Origin of the sequence: Roseomonas sp. HF4 (assembly GCF_005222755.1) — a bacterium.
In the GTDB taxonomy this organism is placed as follows: Bacteria; Pseudomonadota; Alphaproteobacteria; order Acetobacterales; family Acetobacteraceae; genus Neoroseomonas.
In genome coordinates, this window is record NZ_STGD01000007.1 from 238,578 (window position 1) to 259,294 (window position 20,717).

17 protein-coding genes and 2 pseudogenes are annotated in these 20,717 nt (G+C 67.9%); 1 reads left to right on the forward strand and 18 read right to left on the reverse strand.

The genetic code is table 11. The annotated features are described in order from the left end of the window. Positions 1–3: 3 nt before the first annotated feature. The 8 genes from E8M80_RS13205 to E8M80_RS13240 form a co-directional block, all read right to left on the reverse strand. A complete protein-coding gene (locus tag E8M80_RS13205) occupies positions 4–2,295 on the reverse strand; it encodes a Wzz/FepE/Etk N-terminal domain-containing protein (protein ID WP_137126163.1) in 2,292 nt (763 codons plus the stop codon). 63 nt (positions 2,296–2,358) lie between these two features. Further along, a complete protein-coding gene (locus E8M80_RS13210; RefSeq protein ID WP_206035627.1) occupies positions 2,359–3,504 on the reverse strand; it encodes a glycosyltransferase family 2 protein in 1,146 nt (381 codons plus the stop codon). Between the two features lie 40 nt (positions 3,505–3,544). Next, complete coding sequence (locus E8M80_RS13215) at positions 3,545–5,806, reverse strand: glycosyltransferase (protein ID WP_137126164.1); 2,262 nt, start codon at positions 5,804–5,806, stop codon at positions 3,545–3,547. Beyond that, on the reverse strand, positions 5,803–6,306 hold the full coding sequence (locus E8M80_RS13220; RefSeq protein ID WP_137126165.1) for a helix-turn-helix domain-containing protein: 504 nt from the start codon (positions 6,304–6,306) through the stop codon (positions 5,803–5,805). The genes E8M80_RS13215 and E8M80_RS13220 overlap by 4 nt, the downstream gene beginning before the upstream one ends. Beyond that, positions 6,303–7,025, reverse strand: coding sequence for a sugar transferase (locus E8M80_RS13225; protein ID WP_137126166.1), 723 nt, complete (start codon positions 7,023–7,025; stop codon positions 6,303–6,305). Before E8M80_RS13225 ends, E8M80_RS13220 begins: the two co-directional genes overlap by 4 nt. Before the next feature lie 487 nt (positions 7,026–7,512). Further along, positions 7,513–8,937: an aminotransferase DegT gene (locus E8M80_RS13230; protein WP_137126167.1), complete on the reverse strand. Its 1,425-nt coding sequence runs from the start codon at positions 8,935–8,937 to the stop codon at positions 7,513–7,515. Further along, positions 8,934–10,304: a DegT/DnrJ/EryC1/StrS family aminotransferase gene (locus tag E8M80_RS13235; protein WP_255467523.1), complete on the reverse strand. Its 1,371-nt coding sequence runs from the start codon at positions 10,302–10,304 to the stop codon at positions 8,934–8,936. Before E8M80_RS13235 ends, E8M80_RS13230 begins: the two co-directional genes overlap by 4 nt. Further along, positions 10,301–11,023 carry an FkbM family methyltransferase gene (locus tag E8M80_RS13240; RefSeq protein WP_170979390.1) on the reverse strand — a complete coding sequence of 241 codons (723 nt, stop codon included), beginning with the start codon at positions 11,021–11,023 and terminating at the stop codon, positions 10,301–10,303. The genes E8M80_RS13235 and E8M80_RS13240 overlap by 4 nt, the downstream gene beginning before the upstream one ends. A gap of 587 nt (positions 11,024–11,610) precedes the next feature. Between E8M80_RS13240 and E8M80_RS13245 the strand changes: the two are divergent. After that, positions 11,611–11,727, forward strand: a pseudogene (locus tag E8M80_RS13245) (transposase); the annotation flags it as partial. Here E8M80_RS13245 and istA read toward each other — a convergent pair. From istA to E8M80_RS13295, 10 genes and pseudogenes are all read right to left on the reverse strand, one after another. Continuing rightward, a pseudogene (gene istA, locus E8M80_RS13250) lies at positions 11,727–12,362 on the reverse strand (IS21 family transposase); the annotation flags it as partial. The pseudogenes E8M80_RS13245 and istA sit on opposite strands and share 1 nt — an antisense overlap. A gap of 181 nt (positions 12,363–12,543) precedes the next feature. After that, entirely contained in the window at positions 12,544–13,248 is a 705-nt protein-coding gene (locus tag E8M80_RS13255; RefSeq protein WP_137126170.1) for an ABC transporter ATP-binding protein, read from the reverse strand. Continuing rightward, positions 13,238–14,017, reverse strand: a complete 780-nt coding sequence (locus E8M80_RS13260) for an ABC transporter ATP-binding protein (protein WP_137126171.1) — start codon at positions 14,015–14,017, stop codon at positions 13,238–13,240. The genes E8M80_RS13255 and E8M80_RS13260 overlap by 11 nt, the downstream gene beginning before the upstream one ends. Further along, positions 14,014–14,919: a branched-chain amino acid ABC transporter permease gene (locus E8M80_RS13265; protein WP_170979391.1), complete on the reverse strand. Its 906-nt coding sequence runs from the start codon at positions 14,917–14,919 to the stop codon at positions 14,014–14,016. Before E8M80_RS13265 ends, E8M80_RS13260 begins: the two co-directional genes overlap by 4 nt. A gap of 11 nt (positions 14,920–14,930) precedes the next feature. Next, complete coding sequence (locus E8M80_RS13270) at positions 14,931–15,836, reverse strand: branched-chain amino acid ABC transporter permease (protein ID WP_206035628.1); 906 nt, start codon at positions 15,834–15,836, stop codon at positions 14,931–14,933. Next, entirely contained in the window at positions 15,808–16,206 is a 399-nt protein-coding gene (locus E8M80_RS13275) for a RidA family protein (protein ID WP_137126173.1), read from the reverse strand. Before E8M80_RS13275 ends, E8M80_RS13270 begins: the two co-directional genes overlap by 29 nt. After that, the gene (locus tag E8M80_RS13280; RefSeq protein ID WP_137126174.1) at positions 16,203–17,846 is read right to left on the reverse strand and encodes an acyl-CoA synthetase; all 1,644 of its coding nucleotides are present in this window, start codon (positions 17,844–17,846) and stop codon (positions 16,203–16,205) included. The genes E8M80_RS13275 and E8M80_RS13280 overlap by 4 nt, the downstream gene beginning before the upstream one ends. After that, complete coding sequence (locus tag E8M80_RS13285) at positions 17,843–18,307, reverse strand: MaoC/PaaZ C-terminal domain-containing protein (RefSeq protein ID WP_137126175.1); 465 nt, start codon at positions 18,305–18,307, stop codon at positions 17,843–17,845. The genes E8M80_RS13280 and E8M80_RS13285 overlap by 4 nt, the downstream gene beginning before the upstream one ends. A 5-nt stretch (positions 18,308–18,312) precedes the next feature. Further along, complete coding sequence (locus tag E8M80_RS13290; protein WP_137126176.1) at positions 18,313–19,521, reverse strand: ABC transporter substrate-binding protein; 1,209 nt, start codon at positions 19,519–19,521, stop codon at positions 18,313–18,315. Beyond that, on the reverse strand, positions 19,518–20,708 hold the full coding sequence (locus tag E8M80_RS13295; protein WP_137126177.1) for a tRNA-dihydrouridine synthase: 1,191 nt from the start codon (positions 20,706–20,708) through the stop codon (positions 19,518–19,520). The genes E8M80_RS13290 and E8M80_RS13295 overlap by 4 nt, the downstream gene beginning before the upstream one ends. Positions 20,709–20,717 lie beyond the last annotated feature (9 nt).

Sequence of the window (20,717 nt, forward strand, 5' to 3'; positions counted from 1 at the left end):
AGGTCAGCCCGCCGCCGCGGGGACCGGCAGGCCCACCTGCAGCGGCCCCGCCGCCTCGTCGGGATACAGCCGCATGCGCGCCGGGTCACAACGGTTCAGCACCGCACCGAGGAACAACGCGTCGGCCGCCGCAGTGCGCGACAGCGCCTCGGACAGGATGGGCTGCGACGTGCTGCCCCAGCGCGTGACCAACACGAACCCGTCGACGATGTCGCTGAGCCGGACCGCCGTGTTCCCTGCCAGCAGCGGGGGCAGGTCCAGCACGACGATGTCGTGGCCCTCCCGCAGCCGCGCGAGGACTGCGCGTGCCGAGGCGGTGCTCGGCGGCGGCCGCCCGTGGCCACACACATGCGACTGCCCGATGAAGCGCAGCCCCGTGTCCGAATCCAGCCACGATGCCTCGGTCAGGCTGGCCTCGCCGAAGGCGAGGTCCTGCAGCCCGATCCGCTGGTGGGGCCCCAGCATCTTGGTCAGCCAGGGAGCGGCGGCGTTCCAGTCGACCAGGACACTGCGCTGGCCATCAGCCGCAAGAGCGAAGGCGAGGTTGGCGGCGAAGGTGCTCGTCCCCTCATCCCCGACCGCCGCGACACAGCCGATCACCCGAACGTCGCGCCCACGCGCCGATTGCCGCGCCGCGGCGACGCGCACACCATGCACCGCCTCGGCGATGCCCGAGTCGGGATCGCGCAGCGCCCGCAGGAAGGCCGCCGGCACCAGCCGCTGTCCGCGCGCCGCCCTGGCGCGCCGCGCCTGACGCCACCGCCAGCCCTTCGCGAAGCCCAGCGCACCCTGCCGGGGCACCGCGCCCAGGCATTGGAGGCCCGTCGCCCGCCGCAGCTGCGCGACCGTACGCACCGTCCCGTCCAGGGCCTCCCGCGCGACGGCTGTCGTCATGCCGAGCGCCAGTCCGAGCGCAAGGGCAACCGCGAGGACGATTGCCGCGCGCGGATGGCTCGGATCGATCGGGGCGAGCGCCACGGCGGCCACGCGGGCGTCCGAGATGGGATAGGACTGGTCCTGCATCGCCTGGGTGAAGCGCTGCAGGAAGGTCTCGTAGATCTGCCGATAGGCGTCGGCCGAGCTTTGCAGGGAACGCAGTTCGCTGCGCTCGATGTTGGTCTGGGCGGCAATCGCGATCTGCTCGGCCAGCCTGTCCTGGATCGCCCGGAGATTGGCTTGCGCCACCTCGTAGTCGCCGCGGTAGGTCTCGGTCAGGCGGGCCAGCTCGTTCTGGATACTGCGCTGCAGCTCCGCGACCGCGTTGCGCTGGAGGACGACCGCCCCGTGGTTCGGACCCTGCCGCGCCGTCAACTCCACCAGGCGACGCGACCCGTCCAGGAATTGCTGCCGGAGCCCGGCCATGACGGGGTTCTGCCCGAGGTCGGAGACGACGCCCTCCGTCACGCCGTTGACGGTGTTCGCCTGCGCGCGCTGGAAGCGCGCCTCCGCCTCGGCCAGGCGGGCGCGGGCGGCGGCGACCTGGACGTTCAGCTCGCCGACCTGCTGCTCGTTCAGTAATCCGATCCCGGCGCCGGTCCCGACATCGACGATGTTGTTCCGCGCCTTGTATTCCTGCACCGCCCGGTCGGCCGCCACGGCCTGGCCGCGCAGCTCGACGATGCGGGTCTCGAGCCACCCGCCGGCGCGGCGCGTCGTCTCCGAGATGGCAACAAGCTGCTGTGCCATGTAGGCCTCGGTCACGGCATTCGCGAGCCGTGCCGACAGCGCGCGATCCGCCGTGCGCACGCGGACCTCGACCACGGAGGTGGTGCCGATGCGCCAGACCTCGAGCATGCGAGCCAGCGCGGTGCCCGCCAAGGCCTGGCCGCGGAGAGTCGGATCGATCGCGGCATCGCCAGCGCCCGTCAGCCAGCGCTTCGCCGCCGTGACCATCGCGCGGATGGCTCCGGGCGGCGTCGGCCTGAAGGACGGATCGCTGTCCAGCTGCAGTCGTTCCACCACGCCGCGCAACGTCGCCGGGGAGCGGATCAGTTCCACCTGGCTCTCCACATAGGCGCTCTCCGACTGCCAGTCCCCGCTCGACTGCTGGCCGCCGACCGGATGGGCGCGGCGCGTGTCGATGGTGAGGGTCGCCACGGCCGTGTACTGCGGCGTCGTGGTCGCCAGGTAGCCCGCGCCAAGCACAACCCCAACTGCGGCACAGCCCGCAATGAGCACCAGGCGTCGGCGGAGGAACGCCACGCCCGCGGGCAGCCAGGCGAACGGGGCGGCGTCCTGACGCGGTGGCACCGAAGGGTTCGGCGCCTGCGGGGCCGCGAAGGGGAAGTTCAGCATCGGGCGGTTACTCCTTCGCTCCGTGTCACGGGCCGTGCGCGGCCGCCATGATCAGGAATGGATTCAACGTGCGTCGTGCGTCGGGGATGCATCGGCGTGCCAGGGGAGGGCCGCTGCGGCGTAGGGCGGCGATGGGGCGGGGAGGCTGCGTGCCATCGGGCCGGGGCGCGGCTGCACGTAGCTCGTGATGAACCCGAGCGCCCAGGAGAGGTGCATCGTCATCAGCGCCAGTCCGGCGGCCATCAGCCGTGCGTCGCCGCGCCGGATCGTCTGCAGCATGCCCCACGCGATGCAGGATGCCGGGTAGACGAGCGCGAGCGCAGCCAGCGCCGGTGCAACGGGCGCCGCCGCGATCCCGGCGGCGCAGCCGCCAAGCGCCAGGACCGGGATCATCTGCCGCGGCCGCGGCCGCAGGTGGTGCTTGCGCAGCGTTCGCGCCCGGCCGGTGCCATGGCGGAAGTACTGTCGCGCCAAGCCGTCGAGACTCTCGCGCGGGTAGTAGACGACAGGCGCTTCGGCGCACATCCAGATGCGCCCGCCAGCGGCGACGGCGCGCAGGTCGAGTTCGGCGTCCTCGTTGTGGGTGAAGCTTTCGTCGTAGCCGCCGATGGACCGGAAGAATGCACGGTCGAAGGCGGCGTGATGGCCATGTTCGACGAAGCCCGAAGCGCCGCCCATGCGGTGCGCGGCCCCGCCGTTGCCAAGGCGGCTGCCCTGCGCCGCCGCGATCGCGTGCTGCAAGCCGGCGCCCACCCGGGCCTCGGTTCGCATCGGCACCACCACCGATGTCGCGCCGGTCCGCAGCAGCGCAGTCACGCACAACCGCACGAAGCCCGGCGGATACACCGCATGCGCATCGGCGCGCAGCAGCACGGTCGCACGCGGTGAGGCCAGCTGCGCCGCAAGGTTCATTGCCGCCGACTGGATGCGCCGCGGATTGCCGAGTGGAACGACGGAGGCGTGCCCGGCACGGAAGGCCCCGACCCGCTCCGCCGTCCGGTCCGTGCTGCCGCCGTCGAGCACCAGGATCTCGTAGGCGCCCTCGGGCCATTGTCCGACGAGGGAGGCGAGGCACTCCTCGATGTAGCGTTCCTCGTTCAAGGCGGGGATGACAATCGAGACGAAGGGATGCCCGACCCGTAAAGTGCCAGGCGCATGGGGAGTCCGGTCGTCCGACCGGGCGGCCGTGACGCGATTCATGGTGTCCATGGCTCAGCTCCCGGGATCTTGGAAGGCGCGTCGCGGTGGGTCATGCGGCGCATGGCATCGCTTCCGCCGCCACGGCATGCAGCGCGCGCAGGCGATCGATGACGGCGGCGTAGGCCGCCTTGGTGGAGAAGCTCTCGCGTGCCACCACCAGCGCCGCCGCGGCGCGCGTGGCGCGGAGTTCCGGCGACGCCAGGAGGCGCAATACCTCGGCCGCGAAGGCTTCGGGCGTATCGGCCAGGGCGACCGCGCCGCGCAGCAGGCCATCCACGCCCTGCGCCGTCACGGTCGTGGCGACCACCGCCTTGCCCTGGCCCAGTGCCTCGATGAGCTTGATCTTGAGGCCCGAGCCTACGCGCAGCGGCGAGACGACGACGTCGGCGCACCGATAGACGGCCGCGAGATCCGGGACGCGCCCAAGCGGCGTTGCGCCCGCCGGCCAGTCCCCCGCCGCAAGGGCCGCGCAGACCGTGCCGGCGATCACGATCCGCGCATCGGGCCGGGCGGCACGGATCTTCGGCCAGATCTCCGCGAGGAACCAGCGCAGCCCGTCCACATTGGGCGCCGTACCGCTGCCGACGAAAAGTAGCCCGTCCCCTTCGCCCCGCTGCGGCGCGGCGACCGGCTCGACCCCCATCGGCGCGACAACGACCGACCGGCCGGGCGGGAGCATGCGTCGTGCTGCGGCCGCCTCGTCATGCTGGATCGCGATCACGAACTCCGCGCCGGCCAGGAGTTCTGCTTCGGCGGGGGCGGCAAGTGAGGCGACGCTGTCAGGCGTGCCGAGCGCCGCAAAGGCGGAAGGCCGGCTCGAGAAGAGATCGTGCATGACGACCGCGGAGGCCGCCCCGGGCCTCAGCGCATACGGAATACCAGGGGTGAGGAACGCGTAGTCCGCAAGGACAACGTCCGCCTCGCCGCGTGCCTCGGCTGCGATGAAGAGGAAGTCCGACGCCGTCCAGGGCGCCGCAATCGCATAGGGTGCCGGCCGCGCGAGCGACGACAGCAGTGTGATGCCGGCCCTGCGCGCCAACCTATCTGCGATGCCAAGCATGGCGCGCAGAGCGATGCGCGGATCGCGCGCGATGAGCACGCCGCCGATGCGGAAGGTCCCGCGCATGGCCACGCGGTCGAAGATCTCGCGATCGCCGGCGATCCGCAGGACCGGGACGCGCCCCAGTGCGGCGGGCGAGGGGCAGACAAGGTGCAGCGCGAAGCCCGCTTCGCGCAGGGCGCTGCACAGACCTAGCAGGTAGGCGGAACTGCCGTTGGCACCGGCGGTCAGGCGCTGGCGCGACAGCACGCAGACGACGGGGCGGCGACCGGCCTCCAACTCCAGGCGCGCGGCCACGGGTCGTGGCCGGCGCAGGCGTGCGATGATGCGTGCCGGTGCCGCAAGGCGGGCAACGATGGCAATGGCTCGCGGCTGCTGCGCGAGCACGGCCAACGCCGCGAGCGGGCGGCGTGCCTTGAGGCTGGCGATCGCCAGCTCGGCCGCCCCCGCGATCCGGATGCTGGCGAGCCGCGCATCCAGCGCCGCGCGCAAAGGCGCAACCGCATCTGCGCCCGCCCAGCCACGAAACCTTTCGTCCGCCCCTGCCATGGCGTGCAGCGCGGCCGGTGACAGGCGGTGGGAGATGGACCCGCTGTGGCGGCGGTAGAAGTAGAGCAGTTCAGGAACCAGGCGGAACCGCGCGCCACGAACAAGCAACCGGAGGACGAGATCGAAATCCTCGGCGATGTGCAGGCCCTCGGCGTAGCGGATACGCCAGGCATTCAGCACTTCGCGCCGTATCAGCGGCTTCAGGTAACCGAGCGGTGCGGCGCGCGCGAATAGGCGGTTGGCCCGCAGGTACTGGCGCGCATCGATCCAGGACGGAGCGGCGGCAAGGCCGCCGCGCAACATGCGCCGCGGTCGGGTGCGGTGGTCGTCGTCGAACACCAGCAGGTCGTCGGCGACGATGTCCGCGTCGGCGGCTTCGGCCGCCGCGACGAGGCGCCGCAGGCGGTCCGGGTGGATGATGTCGTCACTGTCCACCACGGCGATCCATCGGCCCTGTGCCATTGCCAGGGCGCGGTTGCGGGCGGCGGCGGGGCCGACGTTCGAAGGCAGGCGCAGGATCAGCAGGCGGGTATCCGTGCGCGCGAACGCTTCGGCGATCGCGACGCTGCCGTCGCTCGAGGCATCGTCGACGAACAGCACCTCGATGCAGGCGAGGGACTGCGCGAGGATTGAGCGGAGCGCGTCGACGAGATGCCGTTCGCCGTTGAAGTTCGCCACGATAACGCTGACGAGCGGGCTCATTCGCTGGCAGCCGGAATGCTGCCGTTGACGCTCATCGGCATGATCGGTGCGTAGGCACCGACCGGGCCCTGCGCCAATTGCGCCGGCATCGCGACGGCCCGGATGAGGGCCATGATGGCCTCGCGATGCGCGGGATCCGAGATGCCGTTGAAGATGCGAACCAGTTCGGCTGCATCATCGCCGGTCCTGCGGACCGGGGGGCTGGCGAGCAACGCGTGCGGTTCGTTGAGCAGGATGCCGGCGCGAACGCCGAGCGCCCCAGCGATCGCCAGCAGCCGGCTGGCGGCGATGCGCGACGCACCCACCTCGTAGCGCTGAAGCTGGACGGAGCTGATGCCCACGGCCCCGCCGAGAGCCTTCAACGTCATGCCTGCCGTTCGGCGCAGTCGGCGGATCTGCACGCCGACCGCACGGTCCGACTCAGCCGGCGCGCGCTTGTTCGCGAACGGCGCGCGACGGTCCCGCGGCGCCAGTTCGGGGGGTGTCAGCGGGCCCGTCACATCGCACCACGGCGTGCGAGGACAGCCGGGATGGTACGCAGCAGGATCGTGAGGTCGAGAAGAAGCGACCAGTCGCTGACGTAGCGGATATCGAGGGCCACGCGCTGCCTGTAGCTGGTGTCGCTGCGTCCGCTGATCTGCCAGAGACCGGTTATGCCGGGCCTCGTCGCGAGGTATGCGCTCCCGCCAAGGACGCCGTAGTGCTGCTGCAGTTCCTCGGGCACCACGGGCCTTGGCCCGACGAGGCTCATCTCGCCGCGCAGCACGTTCACCAACTGCGGCAGTTCGTCGAGGCTGGTCGCCCGCAGAAGTCTCCCAATGCGCGTTATGCGCGGGTCATCAGCGAGTTTCCGCCGCGCGGACCATTCACGTGCGGCCTTGGCGTCTGTCGCGAGATGAGTCGCCAGCAGCCGGTCCGCGTCCGTCACCATGGTGCGGAGCTTCATGCAGCCAAACGGCCGGCCGCCGAGCCCCACACGGGTATGCCGATAGAAGGCTGGACCGCCATCCCGGCGCACGAGGACGGTCAGGATCAGCAGAAGCGGGGACAGGATGAGCAGCAGCAGCGTTGTGCCGAGGATATCCGAGCCGCGCTTGAGAGCCCGCGCCAGGCGTCCGGCCGGACGCAAGGGCGCAATGGGATGCGGTATGGTCATCAGGGTGGCGATGCGCGGAGGAAGCGAGGACAGGGCTGTGCCCTGGATCGGTGACGCCGACATGCGGTGACCCTCGAGAAAGGAATACGAGCCATCACATTTCGTGAAGCGGCTTGCGTTCAGAACGCTCGAGGGGAACAAAGGGTTCTGCGTATTTTCAGAGATACTTTATTCGTGATCTGCCATTTGCGAAATTTCGGCAAGCCAAGTATCGGGACGTGAGAAATACAAAACGGCTTTATATTCAAGAAAAAAATATTTCATTGCGGTAATCTTTTGAAGGAAAATTCCGCAATATTTTCGAGAATTTTTGGAGTATGGGAAATGCAGTGAAAAATAACGTTGGCAGGCAGATCGCCAATCCGAAGTATGTAAATCGAATGTCGCAGATTCGTGATGCTCATATTGCGAGAAGTTTTTGGCGACATACACTGGTGCCATCAGCCGTTTCGCCGCATCTCCGTCGGCTCGTCGGGGTCGGACCCGCGCAGGTTCCGCCATGCGCGGCAGGCCCCGCTGGTCCGTCGGATGCTTCGATGGCCGTGCGCGATTACGAGATCGCAATACGCGCGATCGGATCAGCAATCGCGCCAACGCGCTCTGCGACGATGGCGCCGACATCGTTCTGCCACTGCCACAGGCCGTTCGTCTGGCCGGAGAAACTCCGTTCACCGCCGACCGCCTCGCGGGAGACGAAGCCCGCCGCAAGCCCGATGCCAAGCAGGCCCGGTACGGGATCGCCGGCCATGTCCAGCACGCGGCACTGCCCATCGACGAGCGGGCGCGATCCGGGACCGTGAGCCTGCAGTCGGATCGGCTGGCCCGACGCCGCCAGGACCGGCAGCGCACGCGGCCGATAGCCCAGGGCGGCGATGACCAGGTCGGCAGAGTCGATGATCGATTGCGCGACGGCATCGGACTCGACCCCGAGGCGATGCAGCCGCAATCGCGGTTCGGGCGCGCGGCCACCGATGCCACGCGCCGCCATCACGAGTTCGCGTGATTCGAGGCGAAAGCCCGCGAAGCGGAATACGAAGCCGCTGACCGGGCAGATGTCGTCCGGTCCGAACTCGTCATAGCCGTCGGCGAGGGCGTCGGCGGCGGACGCATAGAAGACCCGCAGCGGCCGCCGATGGAGCACGGTGACCGCGCCCGTCGCGAAGCGCCCCCCCAGGCCCGACCGCAGCAGGGCGCAGGCGCTGGCGAGAGCACTGCTGGAACTACCGATGATGGCGACCTGTGGGTCGGGAAACATCTCGAGCCGCCGGCCGACAGCCTCGAGACCACCCGTCGCCAGGACATCGCCCGACTGCATGAGCTTTCTTGCATGCAGCGGCAGGAGCGGCATCCCGGCCGCGTGCTCCACCTCGAGCCGCGCGAGAGGCTGAACGCCGCCGGTCGCCAGGATCACGAGGCGCGAGATGATCCGGCTGCGAGCGCCGTCACTGGCCCGGACGATCGTCGTGCACCACTCCCCACCAGGGGTCATCTGCGTATGGACCGCCTTGCTGCCGAGGAGGACCTCGCTGCCGGCCGACGCGTTCAGCAGGTCGTGCAGCGCGTTGCCCACCACCGCCATGAAGGCACCGACAAGCGGCAACGGCACGGATCCGCGCCCGTAGGACGCGACGGCGGCGGTCGCAGGGTGATCCCGCAGGGCGGCCAGGCGCGGATGCGCATTGCCCCGGACGCAATCGACGATCGTGTCCGCGCTGCTGTCGGAATTGATCGCGTAGGTGCCGATCAAGCCGGCCCCGATGGCCTGCCCCTGCTCCACGACCGCCAGCCCATCGGCGAGGAAGCGGTCAAGCGAGCCGGTCCGGCAGGCAGACACGAGCGGCGCGAGCCCGGCCGGGCCGCCACCGACGATCAGGGTGTCGAAGCTGCGGGTCGGGACATCGGCGTCCGGCGGCTGGGTTGCGCGGACCAGTTCCAGTCGCGGCATCATCGTGTCGCGGCGCGAGGTCATGTTCATTGCGGATACCCGGAGGTTTGTGCGGCGAGGGCGATCGGTCGCGTATCGGCCATCTTGATCGCGGGTTCCCCACAGGTCCGCGCAAAGACCTTGCAGACCAACTCGATATCAGCCGGCGTGACGAAGTCGGACATGGGCAGCGCAATGATCCGCCTGCTGATGTCATTCGTGATCGGCAGTTCACTGCCGACGCAGGTCTTGCGGAAGAACGGCTGCTCGGCGATGTGGGGAACGAAGTAGCGGCCCGCCCCGATCCCCTCCCGACCAAGCGCTGCGACGACCGCCGGCACCCGCCCAGCCAATGCCGTGGGTAGCAGGACCGAGACAAACTGGTGCGCGGTGCGCCGGCCGGTCATCCGCTGGAACGCGAAGCCCGGTAGCAGTTCGCGATACAGCTCATACATCGCGTGACGGTGCGTGGCGATCTGCTCAAACGCCTGCAGCTTGGCCAAGCCGAGGAGCGCGGACACCTCATCGAGCTTGCTGTTGAGGCCGGGCATGGTCGCCGAACGCGGCTGGCCGAAGCCGAAATTGCCCATCACCCGGATCGCCGCGATGCGCGGGTGATCGGCGCTGTAGACCAGCCCGGCCTCGGCGGTGGCGAAACTCTTGGTCGCGTGCATGGAGTAGACGAGCGGATGCCGGCACCCCGCGCCGAAGGCGCGCCCATCGGCATCCAGGCTGCCGAGGGAGGCGGCTGCGTCGACGACCACCGGAATGTCGTACACCGTCGCGAGCCGGTCGTAGCGCGCGAGGTCGAGGCAATTGCCGAAGGTCGCATTCGGGAGGATGAGCGCGATCTCGTCGCCATACCGGTCCAGCAACGCCTCCTCGGCCTTGGCATCCGGCAGCCAGGTGTCGCCGTCGATGTCGCACAGGAGCGGCGTCAATCCGCACCAGAGCGCAGCATGGGCGGTTGCGGCAAAGGTGAAGGACGGCATCAGCGCGTACCGGCCGCGCGGTCGCCAGCCGACGGCCTGCTTGACGGCGAGCATGAGCCCGAGCGTCGCGTTGCCGACCGTCACGCACGCGCCTTCGGCGCCGAAGATCTCCGCGACGAGCCCCTCCTCCAGGCGCGCATTCATCGGCCCGTAGTTCGAGAAGACGCCGCTCCGCTCGATCTCCACCAGCGCATCGGTAAGTTCGGAAAGCCTCGGTGGATTGGGACGAATGAGCGGGATCCGCGTCGTAGCGACGTCCGATTCATTCTTGGCCTTGCGATGCCGCGGCGGCCGGGTGCCACACGGCTTCTCAAGCCGCGCAGATGGGTGCTGATGCAACGTCCGGCCTGCGACGTGACGCTTCGCCCGTTGCTCCGTTGCAGCCGGAGCGGCACCTGGAACGGCGTCAGTTCGAAACGATGTCACTTGAGCTCGAGCTCCCAAACACGTTCCATCAGCGCGTACTTCTGGCGCTGGAGATCCGTGAGTTCCGGACGCCTCGCCTTGCCGCGCGTGAAGTAGGCGTTGACGCAGACGAGATCGCCCTCGAAGCCCTCCACGTGTTCGATGCGCCGCAGACGAAGCCCGTACCCTCCGACAAGCTCGACCAGGTCGTGCAGCAGCTTTTGGCCCTTGAACACGGGATAGAGCCAGGCTTCCGCCTCGATGCCGATCACTCCGTGCAGCAACTCGCCGAAGCCTGTCAGGACCTGGTGCTCGTAGCCCTCCACATCGACCTTGATGATGTCAGGGGTCGGCACCTGGCCTGCGCGATGCAGATCGTCGAAGCGAACGCACTCGACGGATGCCTGGCGCACCGCACCATAGAGCCGCGCTATTCCGTAGCCTGCCAGGACGGCGGGATCCGGGGTCAGCAACGATGAGCAGCCTGGCCAGTGCGCGACGTTCAGCGTGTACGCGCCCGGGATCGCGGCCAGTCCCTGCTCGACCACCAGCGCGTCGGGAAACGGGGACAGGAGGGGCCGCAGGCGGGCCGCCTCTTCGGGGTTCGGTTCGAACAGCACAGGCCGAACGCTGCGGCGATGCGCGAGCCACTTCTTCTGCACGCCGCCGGCCGCACCGATGTCCACTAACGTAATGCGGCTCCTCAACGGGACGCCGGCCGTGGTGAGAAAGTTGAACATGCGGCGTCTCCGACGGCGTTCAGTGCGCCTTGGCTGCGGCGGGCCGCCCATCGGGGGCCAGCGCCTGAGCGCGGACGCACGTGGCCATGCCGGACGTCGTGGTCGCACCCCTCACATGCGCGGCGGCGTTGCCCCGCACCGCAATCGCAATCGCATCGATCACGCCGCATATGGCGGGTCGTTCTCGATGGCCGGCATCGCGGGTGAGACGAATGCCAACAACCGGCGAGGGCCTCGGCGGCGGCTGCCGAACTGACCGCGTCCGTGGCCTCATGATCTACTCCTCCTCGGCCGGGGCATTGAACGCCCCGATGAGCGCGTGCCGGTGCTCTGCTGGCTTCCGGATGAACGTGCTGGGCAGGAGATGGTTGCGCATACGACGATAGTCGCGACGTCACCATGCGATGTAGGCGCATCGGAGGTGCTGAACCGCGCCGGGTTTGTCGGCAACTGTAATCAGGTTGCGGCCTCGGATCTGGTTGTCGCTGGTGACGCCAGAAGAGAGGAGCCGTCTGGTCCTGATCTCCAGAGCTGGTCCGGCTGGAGCGCAATTTTTTCGGGCACTCTGACCGAGGAGGGAGGATGCTATGAAGAGGAAGCGGTATTCGGACGAGCAGATCGCCTTCGCGCTGCGGCAGGCGGAAAGCGGGACGGCGGTGGAGGAGGTGTGCCGCAAGCTCGGGGTGTCGGAGCCGACGTTCTACCTGTATGGACTGCTCCCCTTGCGCAAGCGTCCTGTGCGCATGTTGTCGTAGATGCCGCGCCGCGGCACGCGACCCAGCACGCGAAACCCGTGGTTGTGGGCGTCGAACAGCATCTCGTGCGTCTGCAGGAGGTAGGCCCGCACCAGGAAAGCCCGACTGTGGCAGAGCTTGAGGTGGGCGACCTGCAGCTTGGTGCGCTCGCCGCCGATAACGGCGTGCTCCTCGCTCCAGTCAAACTGAAACGCCTCGCCCGGGCCGAAGGCCAGCGGCACGAAGACACCGCGGCCGGAGGTCTGCTGCTGGCGCAGCCAGTCGTCCCGCCATGCGCGCACAAAGGCAGCCACCCGCCGGTACGAGCCATCATAGCCCAGCCCGGCCAGTTCCGCATGGAACTGCCGCGCCGTGCGTTTCTGTTTGCGCGGCCTGCGGGCATCCGCCCGCAGCCAGGCTGCCAGCCGCTCGGCGAAGGGGCCGAGCTTGCTGGGGCGATCGGGCGTCCTGAAAACAGGCTCCACCGTCTCGGACCGCAGGTACCTGCGGATGGTGTTCCGCGACAGACCGGTCCGGCGGGCGATCCCACGGATCGACAGGTGCTCCCGGAAATGCCAGCGCCGGATAACGCTCAATAAAGCTATGTCCAACACTCCCGCTGCCCCCGCCAAAAAGGCCAAGGCTAGCGTCCGAACATGGGTCAATTCTCAGCAGCAACTTCACCCCAAACCGGCTCAGTTCTAATTGGCAATCAAAAATCACGCTCCCAATAGTTCGGGAATTCCTAGAGTCCACACGACCTGGAGGGGCACTTTCGCGGCGTGGTTACCGCAGATAGGTCTGGCGGACTGCTTCGTCCGCTGACAGGGACGCAGAGGTGCCTTCAAGCTGCACCACGCCAGTCTCGAGCACATAGCCATAATCAGCGACAGCTAGGGCGGCCAAAGCGTTCTGCTCAACCAGCAGGATTGCTGTGCCGCCCACTCGGACATCGGAAAGCTTGCGGAAGATCTCGGCGATGAGAAGCGGAGCGAGGCCGAGCGACGGCTCGTCCAGCAGCAGATAGCGAGGGTGCGACATCAGCCCACGACCAATCGCGAGCATCTGCTGCTCGCCACCCGAAAGGGTTCGCGCATATTGCTGTCGGCGTTCCTTGAGGCGGGGAAACAGCGTGAAGACCATATCGAGGTCAGAAGCAATCCCGGCGCGATCGCTGCGCGTATAAGCTCCAAGGGCGAGATTCTCCGCCACCGACAGTGACGGAAAGAGTTCGCGGCGTTCCGGAACCAAGGCGAGTCCATGTCGCACGACCACATCGGCGGCCAGGCCATCGAGCCGCTCGCCGTCCAGCATTATGCTGCCGCCCAAGGGCTTCAACAGGCCCGCGATCACTCGAAGTGTCGTGGACTTTCCCGCACCGTTCGGACCGAGCAAGGTGACGATGCTGCCCTTGGGCACCGTAAATGATATGCCCTGCACAACGCGGGCGCTGCCATATCCTGCTTCCAGTCCCGCGATCTCAAGCGACATCCGGACCGCCTCCCAGATAGGCCGCGATGACTTCAGGGTTGCGGCGTACCTCGTCCGGCGTACCCTCTGCGAGCTTTCGTCCGTAATTCAGGACCGTAATCCGCTCGGAGACTCCCATCACAACGCGCATGACGTGATCGATCAGCAGGAGCGTGAGGCCGAGTTCCTCACGCAGGCGCAGCAGCACCGAGCACAAATCCTCCGCCTCTGCGGCGCGCAACCCGGCCGCGGGCTCGTCCAGCAAAAGGAGCCGCGGACCAACCGCCAATGCGCGCGCCAGTTCGAGCCGTCGCTGCTGACCGAGGGCAAGGTCACCGGCCGAGGTGGTCGCCTGAGCCTCGAGTCCGACGAGTGAAAGAAGCTCCTCCGCCCGCCGCGAAGCCTCGCGCTCGACCCGGTGGAATCTTGGGAGGCGCAGCGTGCTCGCCAAAAGTCCGTAGCCGAGATGACGATGCAGACCGATCAGGACATTGTCGCGTGCTGAGAGGTCGGTGAACAATTCCGTATTCTGGAAGGTGCGCGCGACACCCCGTTCGGCAATGCGGTGCGGCGGCAGCCCGGTCAGAACCTGGCCATCAAGCGTGACGCAGCCGGTCGTGGGCGCGTAGAGCCCAGTCACGAGATTCACCAGCGTGGACTTGCCAGCGCCGTTCGGACCGATGACCGCGTGAATCGAACGTGGCGCGACATCGATCGATACCGCATCGAGTGCGACGAGGCCGCCGAACCGGATCCCGAGCGAGTCGATCTTCAGGGCGGCGGCATTCATCGCCACGCCCTCAGGCGGGAGTAGAGCCCGGCGATGCCCTGCGGCGACACGACGACGAACACGAGCAACAGCAGGGAAAAGACCAGCGCCATGTAGCGGCCGAGCGCCCCCATCGTCTCGGGAAGCAGCACGAAGACGGCCGAGCCGATGATCGGGCCGAAGGGGTTCAACACACCCCCGATGACCGCGATGGCGATAAGCCGAACAGACTCCAGGATGCCGAACTGCGCCGGATCGAGATAGGTCGTCAGCAACGCGAACAATCCTCCGCCGAAGGCGCCGAAGAACGCCGACAGCGCGAAGGCGAACGACTTGTAGTGCAACACCGGGATGCCGACAGCGGCGGATGCAACCTCGCTCATGCGCAATGCGGCGAATGCACGACCAATGCGGGACGTCGACAATGCATGCAGGAACCAGATGGTCAGCGCAGCGCAAGGCATGATGACTGCGTAGAGCTCGATGGGCCGCGTCAGGATCCGCGTGCCGACCTCGAGCGGCGGGACAGGCAGGCCTACCGCCCCGCCGGTCCAGTCCTCGAGGTGGATCAGAAGGAGTTGCACGATGGCGCAGAGTGCCATGGTGGCGAGCGCCAAGTAGTGGTCGGCGACGCGAAGCGACAGCAGTCCGAACAGATAGCCCACCCCGGCAGCCGCCAGCGAGATGCCAGGCAGGCCTATCCAATGAGGCAGGCCGGCCATGGCGGCCAGCTGCGCTGTTCCGTATGCACCGAAGGCCGCGAAGCTCGCCTGGGCGATCGATATCTGGCCGGTGAAGCCGACCACGATTGTCAGCCCCGCGACCATGACCGACGTCGAGCCGATCATCGCCACCAGGAAGACGATGTGCGACGGTGCGAAGAACGGCAGCGCGACGACTGCCCCGACGAGGGCAACGATCAACAGGCGCGATATCATACCTTCCTCGACTCCGCCTTGCCGAACAGGCCCCGAGGCAACAACAGCACGCAGAGAATGAGCAGAGCGTAGGAGATGATGTCCTTCATCGCGGTCGAGACGTAGACGCCGGCGGCAGTCTCGGCGATGCCGAGCAGGATACCCCCGGCTACGGCGCCAGGCAGGCTGTTGAAGCCGCCGAGGATCGCGGCGGCGAAGCCCTTGATCCCAATAGTGCCCATGTCCGGCGACAGCGTGATCAATGGTGCCACCAGAATGCCGGCGACGGCAGCCAGGACGGAAGCGAGCCCCCACAGGCGCGCATGAACACCGGGCACCGAAATTCCCACAATCGCCGCGCCGGTAGGGTTCTCATACACGGCCACGATGGCTCGGCCAAAGCGCGTGAAGCGCAGGATCACGAAAAGCCCGGACATCACGGCCAGAGCCACGCCCACAACGGCGAGGTTGGCCGGCACGAGCATCAGGTCGCCCATCGTGAACGGCGCTGGTGACAGCAGGAAGGGCACTGGCCACGGCAAGGGGCCCATGGAAGCACGCAGGCCTTCGCGCAGCGCGCCGCCAATCGCAAGGGTCGCAATTACCATCACGAGCAGTGGTGCGCGGCGCAATGGCCGCATGACGCCGCGCTCGATCGCAACGCCGAACGCCGCCGACACGCCGAGCGAAAGGAGGACCGCAATCGCAAATGGTGCGCCTAAGAAGACCTGGGCGATGACGACGACATAGGCACTCATGGTCATCTGGTCGCCAAGGCCGAAATGCACCACGCGCGTGCCGCGGTGCAGCACGACGAAGCCGAGCGCGACAAGTGCATAGACTGCGCCAGCCGTAATGCCGGAGATGAGAATTTGGCCTAGCACGATCAAGCCTTCAGTTGCGAACGGCGTCGAGAACGGCAATTCCCTTGATCTCGATGAGCGCCTCCGGCCGGATCAGCCCTGCGACCTGAACACCGGTCGCGGCCGGAAACGGATGGCGGAAGAACTCGCGACGGACATCGGCCGTCTTCGAATACCCTTCAAGCGTGACGTAGTAGTCGGTCGTCTCTACGACGTGGTCAAACGAGGCTCCTGCTGCCTTCAGGATCGGCTCCCATTTGCGGAAGATTTGCCGCGTCTGCTCGGCTATGTCGCCGACCCCCACGATCCTGCGGTTCTCGTCGGTCGCCGTCGTGCCGCTGATGAAGAGCAGGTTGCCTACACGGATGGCAGGCGAGAAGGTCAACCTGTCCGACCAGGGGCCGGGCATGATGGCGTCGTAGCGGGTCATGGCGTGCTGGCTCCTGAAAGCTTGGCCGCTTCCTGCTGGCGCAGCATGAAGCGCTGGATCTTGCCCGTGGTGGTCTTGGGCAGGTACGCGACGATCTCGATCTCGCGCGGGTAGGCATGCGCGCCAACCTCGCGCCGGGCGGTCGCGATCAGGTCCTCGCGCAGCGCCTCGCTGTCGGCTTGGCCCGGCTTCAGCACGACGAACGCCTTGATGAGCTGTCCGCGCGCGGCGTCGGGCTTGCCGACAACGGCGGCCTCGGCAACCGCGGCATGGGTGAGCAGCGCGCTCTCGACCTCGAAGGGGCCGACACGGTAGCCGGCGGACTTGATCACGTCGTCCATCCGGCCCTCGAACCAGTAGTATCCCTCAGCATCCTCGTGGCCGATGTCCCCGGTCACGATCCACCCCTGGCGGCGTAGCGCGGCCTCAGCGTCCGGATTGTTCCAGTACCCGAGCGCATAGATGCCGTCGGCAGGCGGATGGGTGGCGATCAAGCCCGATGTGCCCCAGGGCTGAACCGCACCGAACTCGTCGACGATGGCGATCCGCTGTCCGGGCAATGGCTTGCCCATCGAACCAGGGCGCACCGCGTCGCGATCCACGAAGCGGTTCCCGATCGGCAGGCCATGTTCCGAAGATCCGAACTGATCGAGAGGCGTGACGCCCCATACTCGGCGGAAAAAAGTGACGCACTCGGCATTCAACGGCTCACCGCAACTCATGATGCTGCGGACCGCGATGCCAGGGCGCCGCACGGCGTCCTCGCCCAACGCCATCAGTCCGCGCAGCAGGGTAGGCACCGTGCCGAGCATCGTAATGCGGTGGCGCGCCAGTAAGTCGAGCGTCGCCTCCGGCGTCGGGTTCGCCTCCCACATGTAGGCCGACACGCCTGCCGCCAGCGCGACCGAGTAGCAGACGAGGCCATAGCCCCAACCCGGATCACCGGTCGGCCAGAACACGTCGCCGGTGCGAAGATCCCCCGCGTTGCGAATCGCAGGCCAGATCGCGGCGGGAAAATTGGTCGCGATGGCCACGGCCTTGGGCGGCCCGGTGGAGCCCGAGGTGAAGAGAAGAACGGCCGGATCGGTCCGCAGCCGCGGCGCCGGAGCGAAATCGGTCGAAGCCTTCGCAAGCGCGGCGCGATGGTCCACGTCTCCCGCCGGTACCCCGCTGCCATCATCGCGTGGCACGGTTACAACAGTGACGGGATGCGGCCAGGCCTTCGGCATGCGCTCGCGCACATCGGCATGGGTGACGACGACCCGCGCCTGGGCATCGCCGATGCGGCGCGCTGTCGCCTCGGCCCCGAAGCCCGAGAATATCGGCAGGTGGATCGCACCGACGCGGAAGGCGCCGAGCATCGCTATGATCGCCTCGGGCACGCGGGGCAGGATGCATGCGACGCGGTCGCCCGGCCTGACGCCGAGGCCGCGCAGCATGTCTGCATGCCGCGCCGAGGCCTCGGACAGCTCGGCGAAGGTGAAGGCGCGCTGTGTGCCATAGCGCCCCTCCCAGTGCAGCGCGACGTGTCCGGAAGCGGCGTGGCGGTCCACCAGCGTCTCCGCCAGGTTCACCGTCGGGCGCCCGGTCCAGCCGAGCTCCTCGACAATGCCCGCCCAGATCACCGCCGCCTCGCTCATGCCGACGGCCCCCGTGCGCGCATCAGATAAAGGTGGCTGCCTTCGACCACGGTCTCGCCTGTCTGGTTCGTCAGTGTGACCTTGAAGCGGATCCGCCCGGTATCCTTGCCGGGATCGCGCAGGACCTCGGCGACCTCGAAATGGCTGGTCAGCACGTCGTCGGCAAAGACCGGCTTCCTGTAACGGAAGCTCACCTCCAGCATCGCGACCATGCTCGCCTCGAGCAGCGTGGAGAGCTTCGTTGCACCGAGCGCGCTGTAGCCGGCGACGAGCAGACCGTGCGCGAGCGGTCGGCCGAAGCGCGTCCCTGCCGCATACTCCGCATCGTAGTGGATTGGGTGCGCGTCGCCCGTGATTCGCGCGAAATCGAGGAAATCCTTGACCGTGCAGGTCGAACGCGCGCCGGGGAACGACTGCCCCGGCGCGAAATCCTCGATGTAGAGCTGCCGCGCCTCGGCCATGGCGGTCAGGGCTGCGCCTGCAGCCGCTGCTCGATCAGCTTGCGCGACAGGTCGGGCTGGAACTCGAGCACGCGCGCCTGAAGGTTTCCCTCGCGGCGGTTGGGGCCGAAGGTCGTGGGCAGGCCGACGCCGGTCTCGAAGTTGGAAAGACCTTCCAGCGCGCGGATGAAGCCGTCGCGCGAGAGGTCACGACCGGCCTTGCGCAGGCCCTCGGCGAAGACCATGGCGCCATTGTAGCCCAGGCAGTCGCCGAGATCCGGGCGGTTCTGCCGCGCGAGGTCCGGGAAGCGTGCGGTGAACTTCTGCACATAGGCCTGCATGCGCGGATCCGTTGGCCGCTCCGGGAGGTCGGCCAGCGTAATCACGTTCATCACGCCGACCGCCGCTGGCCCGACGGTCGCCGGATAGGTACGGTTGGACGTCGCGTTGGAGCCGATGATCTTCGCCGTGAGGCCGAGCTGCCGTGCCTGGCGGGTGATCGTCGCCGCGGGCGCAGGGAAGCCGTAGATCACGATGACGTCCGGCTCCGCCTGCCGCATGCGCAGGAGCTGCGCAGTGAAATCGGTATCTGTAAGGTTGAAGACCTCGGTCGCGACGAGAGGCTTGCCGCGCGCACGCATCTGCTCCGTGAGGCTCTGCCCGCCGCGGCGGCCGTATTCGTCGGTCTGCTGCGCCAGCGCGACCTTCTGGCCGCCCAGGACATCAAGCACGAAATCGGCCAGCGCCTTTCCCTGCAGCCTGTCATTCAGTGGTCCGGTGCGGAAGACGTTGTTCTTGTACGGCTCGGTGGCCGCAGGGCTCGAGAAGATCGAGACCAGCACCGGGACGGCTGCGGCGGCGCGCAGCGTCGGCTCCATCGCCTGCCCGATCGCGCTGGAGGATGGGCCGAAGACGGCGAAGACGCGTTCATCGTCCACCAGGCGGCGGAAGCCGGCAATGGAGCGCGCCGGCGTGCTCTCGTCGTCGATCGAGACGATCTCGATGCGCCGGCCATGGATGCCGCCGGCGGCGTTCAGCTCGTCGAAGACGATCTGCGCGCCGGAGAGGTTGCCCTGGCCGAACACGGCCTGGACCCCGGTGAGGCTACCGAGCACGCCGACCTTCACGGCGCTGTCGGTGACGCCGGTGCGGTCCTGTGCCGTGGCCTCCCGCGCCCCGACGGTAACGAGGGCGAGGCCGGCGGCACCGGTTGCGAGCTCGCGACGCGTGATCATGACGGTGGTCTCCCTTCGTCGTGGCGTTGAACGAGGACATGCCGGCGGGCGAAGTGCCCGCCATAGGCGTAAGGCGGTGGCCAGGGCAGCGGCGCACCGAGCGCATGCGACCAGTGTCTGGCCCACCAGGGGTCGTAGAGTGCGGCACGGCCGACGGCGACCATGTCGGCGGCCTCATCCGCGACGATGGACTCCGCCTGCGCCGCCTCGGCGATTCCGCCGACCGCCATCGTCGCGATAGCCGCTTCGGCGCGGATGCGGCGCGCGAACGGCACCTGCCACATGGCGCCCGCCGGCGGACGGGACTGCGGGTCGGTCTGGCCGGAGGATGCCACGATCAGGTCGCAGCCGGCGTCGTACAGCGCCGTCGCGATCCTGACCGCGTCTTCTGCCGTCAGCCCGCCATCCAGCCAGTCGCTGCAGGAAAGGCGTGTCGTGACGGGCATGCTGTCGGGCACGGCAGCCCGCACAGCGCGAAGGATCGTAAGGGGGAAACGCAGACGATTCTCAAGGCTGCCCCCGAAGCCGTCGGTCCGACGGTTCGACAGCGGCGACAGGAAGGAGGAGACGAGATAGCCATGAGCGAAGTGCAGCTCGATGAGGTCAAAGCCCGCGGCGACCGCACGCCTTGCGGCTGCGGCGTGCTGCGTCGCTATCGCGAGGAGATCGTCACTGGTCGCCTCGCACGGCACCTGGTTGGCTTGCGACCATGGGATCGGCGATGGCGCGAGCAGTGGCCAGTTTCCATCTGCAAGGGGCCTGGAGAACCCTTCCCACAATGGCCGGGTGGAACCCTTCCGGCCCGCATGACCGATCTGAACGCCGATGCGGGCGGGCGTGTGCGTGTGGATGGACGCGACTATCCTGCGCCAAGCCTCGGTCTGCGCATCGTTCCACAGTCCCGGGCAGCCGGGCGTGATGCGGGCTTCCGGCGAGATGCAGGTCATCTCGGCGACAACCAGACCCGCACCCCCAAGTGCATGCAAGCCTAGGTGCATGGCGTGCCAGTCCCCCGGCACGCCGTCCGAGCACATGTACTGGGCCATGGGCGAGACGACGAGGCGGTTCGCGAAGGTCACGCCTCGTAGGGTGAAGGCCGTCAGGCAGCTTGGCGTCCCGTCGCGTGGCCGGGTCACCGCGTGCGTCTCGCTTGCTGAGTTCCCGGCGAAGGGAAGCATGCGCCGCATCCCTCATGT

Bases quoted from the DNA above. Each gene is read 5' to 3' on its own strand.
- E8M80_RS13290 (WP_137126176.1), bottom strand. From the start codon at position 19,521: ATGATCACGCGTCGCGAGCTCGCAACCGGTGCCGCCGGCCTCGCCCTC.
- E8M80_RS13295 (WP_137126177.1), bottom strand. From the start codon at position 20,708: ATGCGGCGCATGCTTCCCTTCGCCGGGAACTCAGCAAGCGAGACGCAC.
- E8M80_RS13210 (WP_206035627.1), bottom strand. From the start codon at position 3,504: ATGGACACCATGAATCGCGTCACGGCCGCCCGGTCGGACGACCGGACT.
- E8M80_RS13205 (WP_137126163.1), bottom strand. From the start codon at position 2,295: ATGCTGAACTTCCCCTTCGCGGCCCCGCAGGCGCCGAACCCTTCGGTG.
- E8M80_RS13255 (WP_137126170.1), bottom strand. From the start codon at position 13,248: ATGTCGCTTGAGATCGCGGGACTGGAAGCAGGATATGGCAGCGCCCGC.
- E8M80_RS13285 (WP_137126175.1), bottom strand. From the start codon at position 18,307: ATGGCCGAGGCGCGGCAGCTCTACATCGAGGATTTCGCGCCGGGGCAG.
- E8M80_RS13280 (WP_137126174.1), bottom strand. From the start codon at position 17,846: ATGAGCGAGGCGGCGGTGATCTGGGCGGGCATTGTCGAGGAGCTCGGC.
- E8M80_RS13275 (WP_137126173.1), bottom strand. From the start codon at position 16,206: ATGACCCGCTACGACGCCATCATGCCCGGCCCCTGGTCGGACAGGTTG.
- E8M80_RS13225 (WP_137126166.1), bottom strand. From the start codon at position 7,025: ATGTCGGCGTCACCGATCCAGGGCACAGCCCTGTCCTCGCTTCCTCCG.
- E8M80_RS13240 (WP_170979390.1), bottom strand. From the start codon at position 11,023: ATGTTCAACTTTCTCACCACGGCCGGCGTCCCGTTGAGGAGCCGCATT.
- E8M80_RS13215 (WP_137126164.1), bottom strand. From the start codon at position 5,806: ATGAGCCCGCTCGTCAGCGTTATCGTGGCGAACTTCAACGGCGAACGG.
- E8M80_RS13230 (WP_137126167.1), bottom strand. From the start codon at position 8,937: ATGAACATGACCTCGCGCCGCGACACGATGATGCCGCGACTGGAACTG.
- E8M80_RS13260 (WP_137126171.1), bottom strand. From the start codon at position 14,017: ATGAATGCCGCCGCCCTGAAGATCGACTCGCTCGGGATCCGGTTCGGC.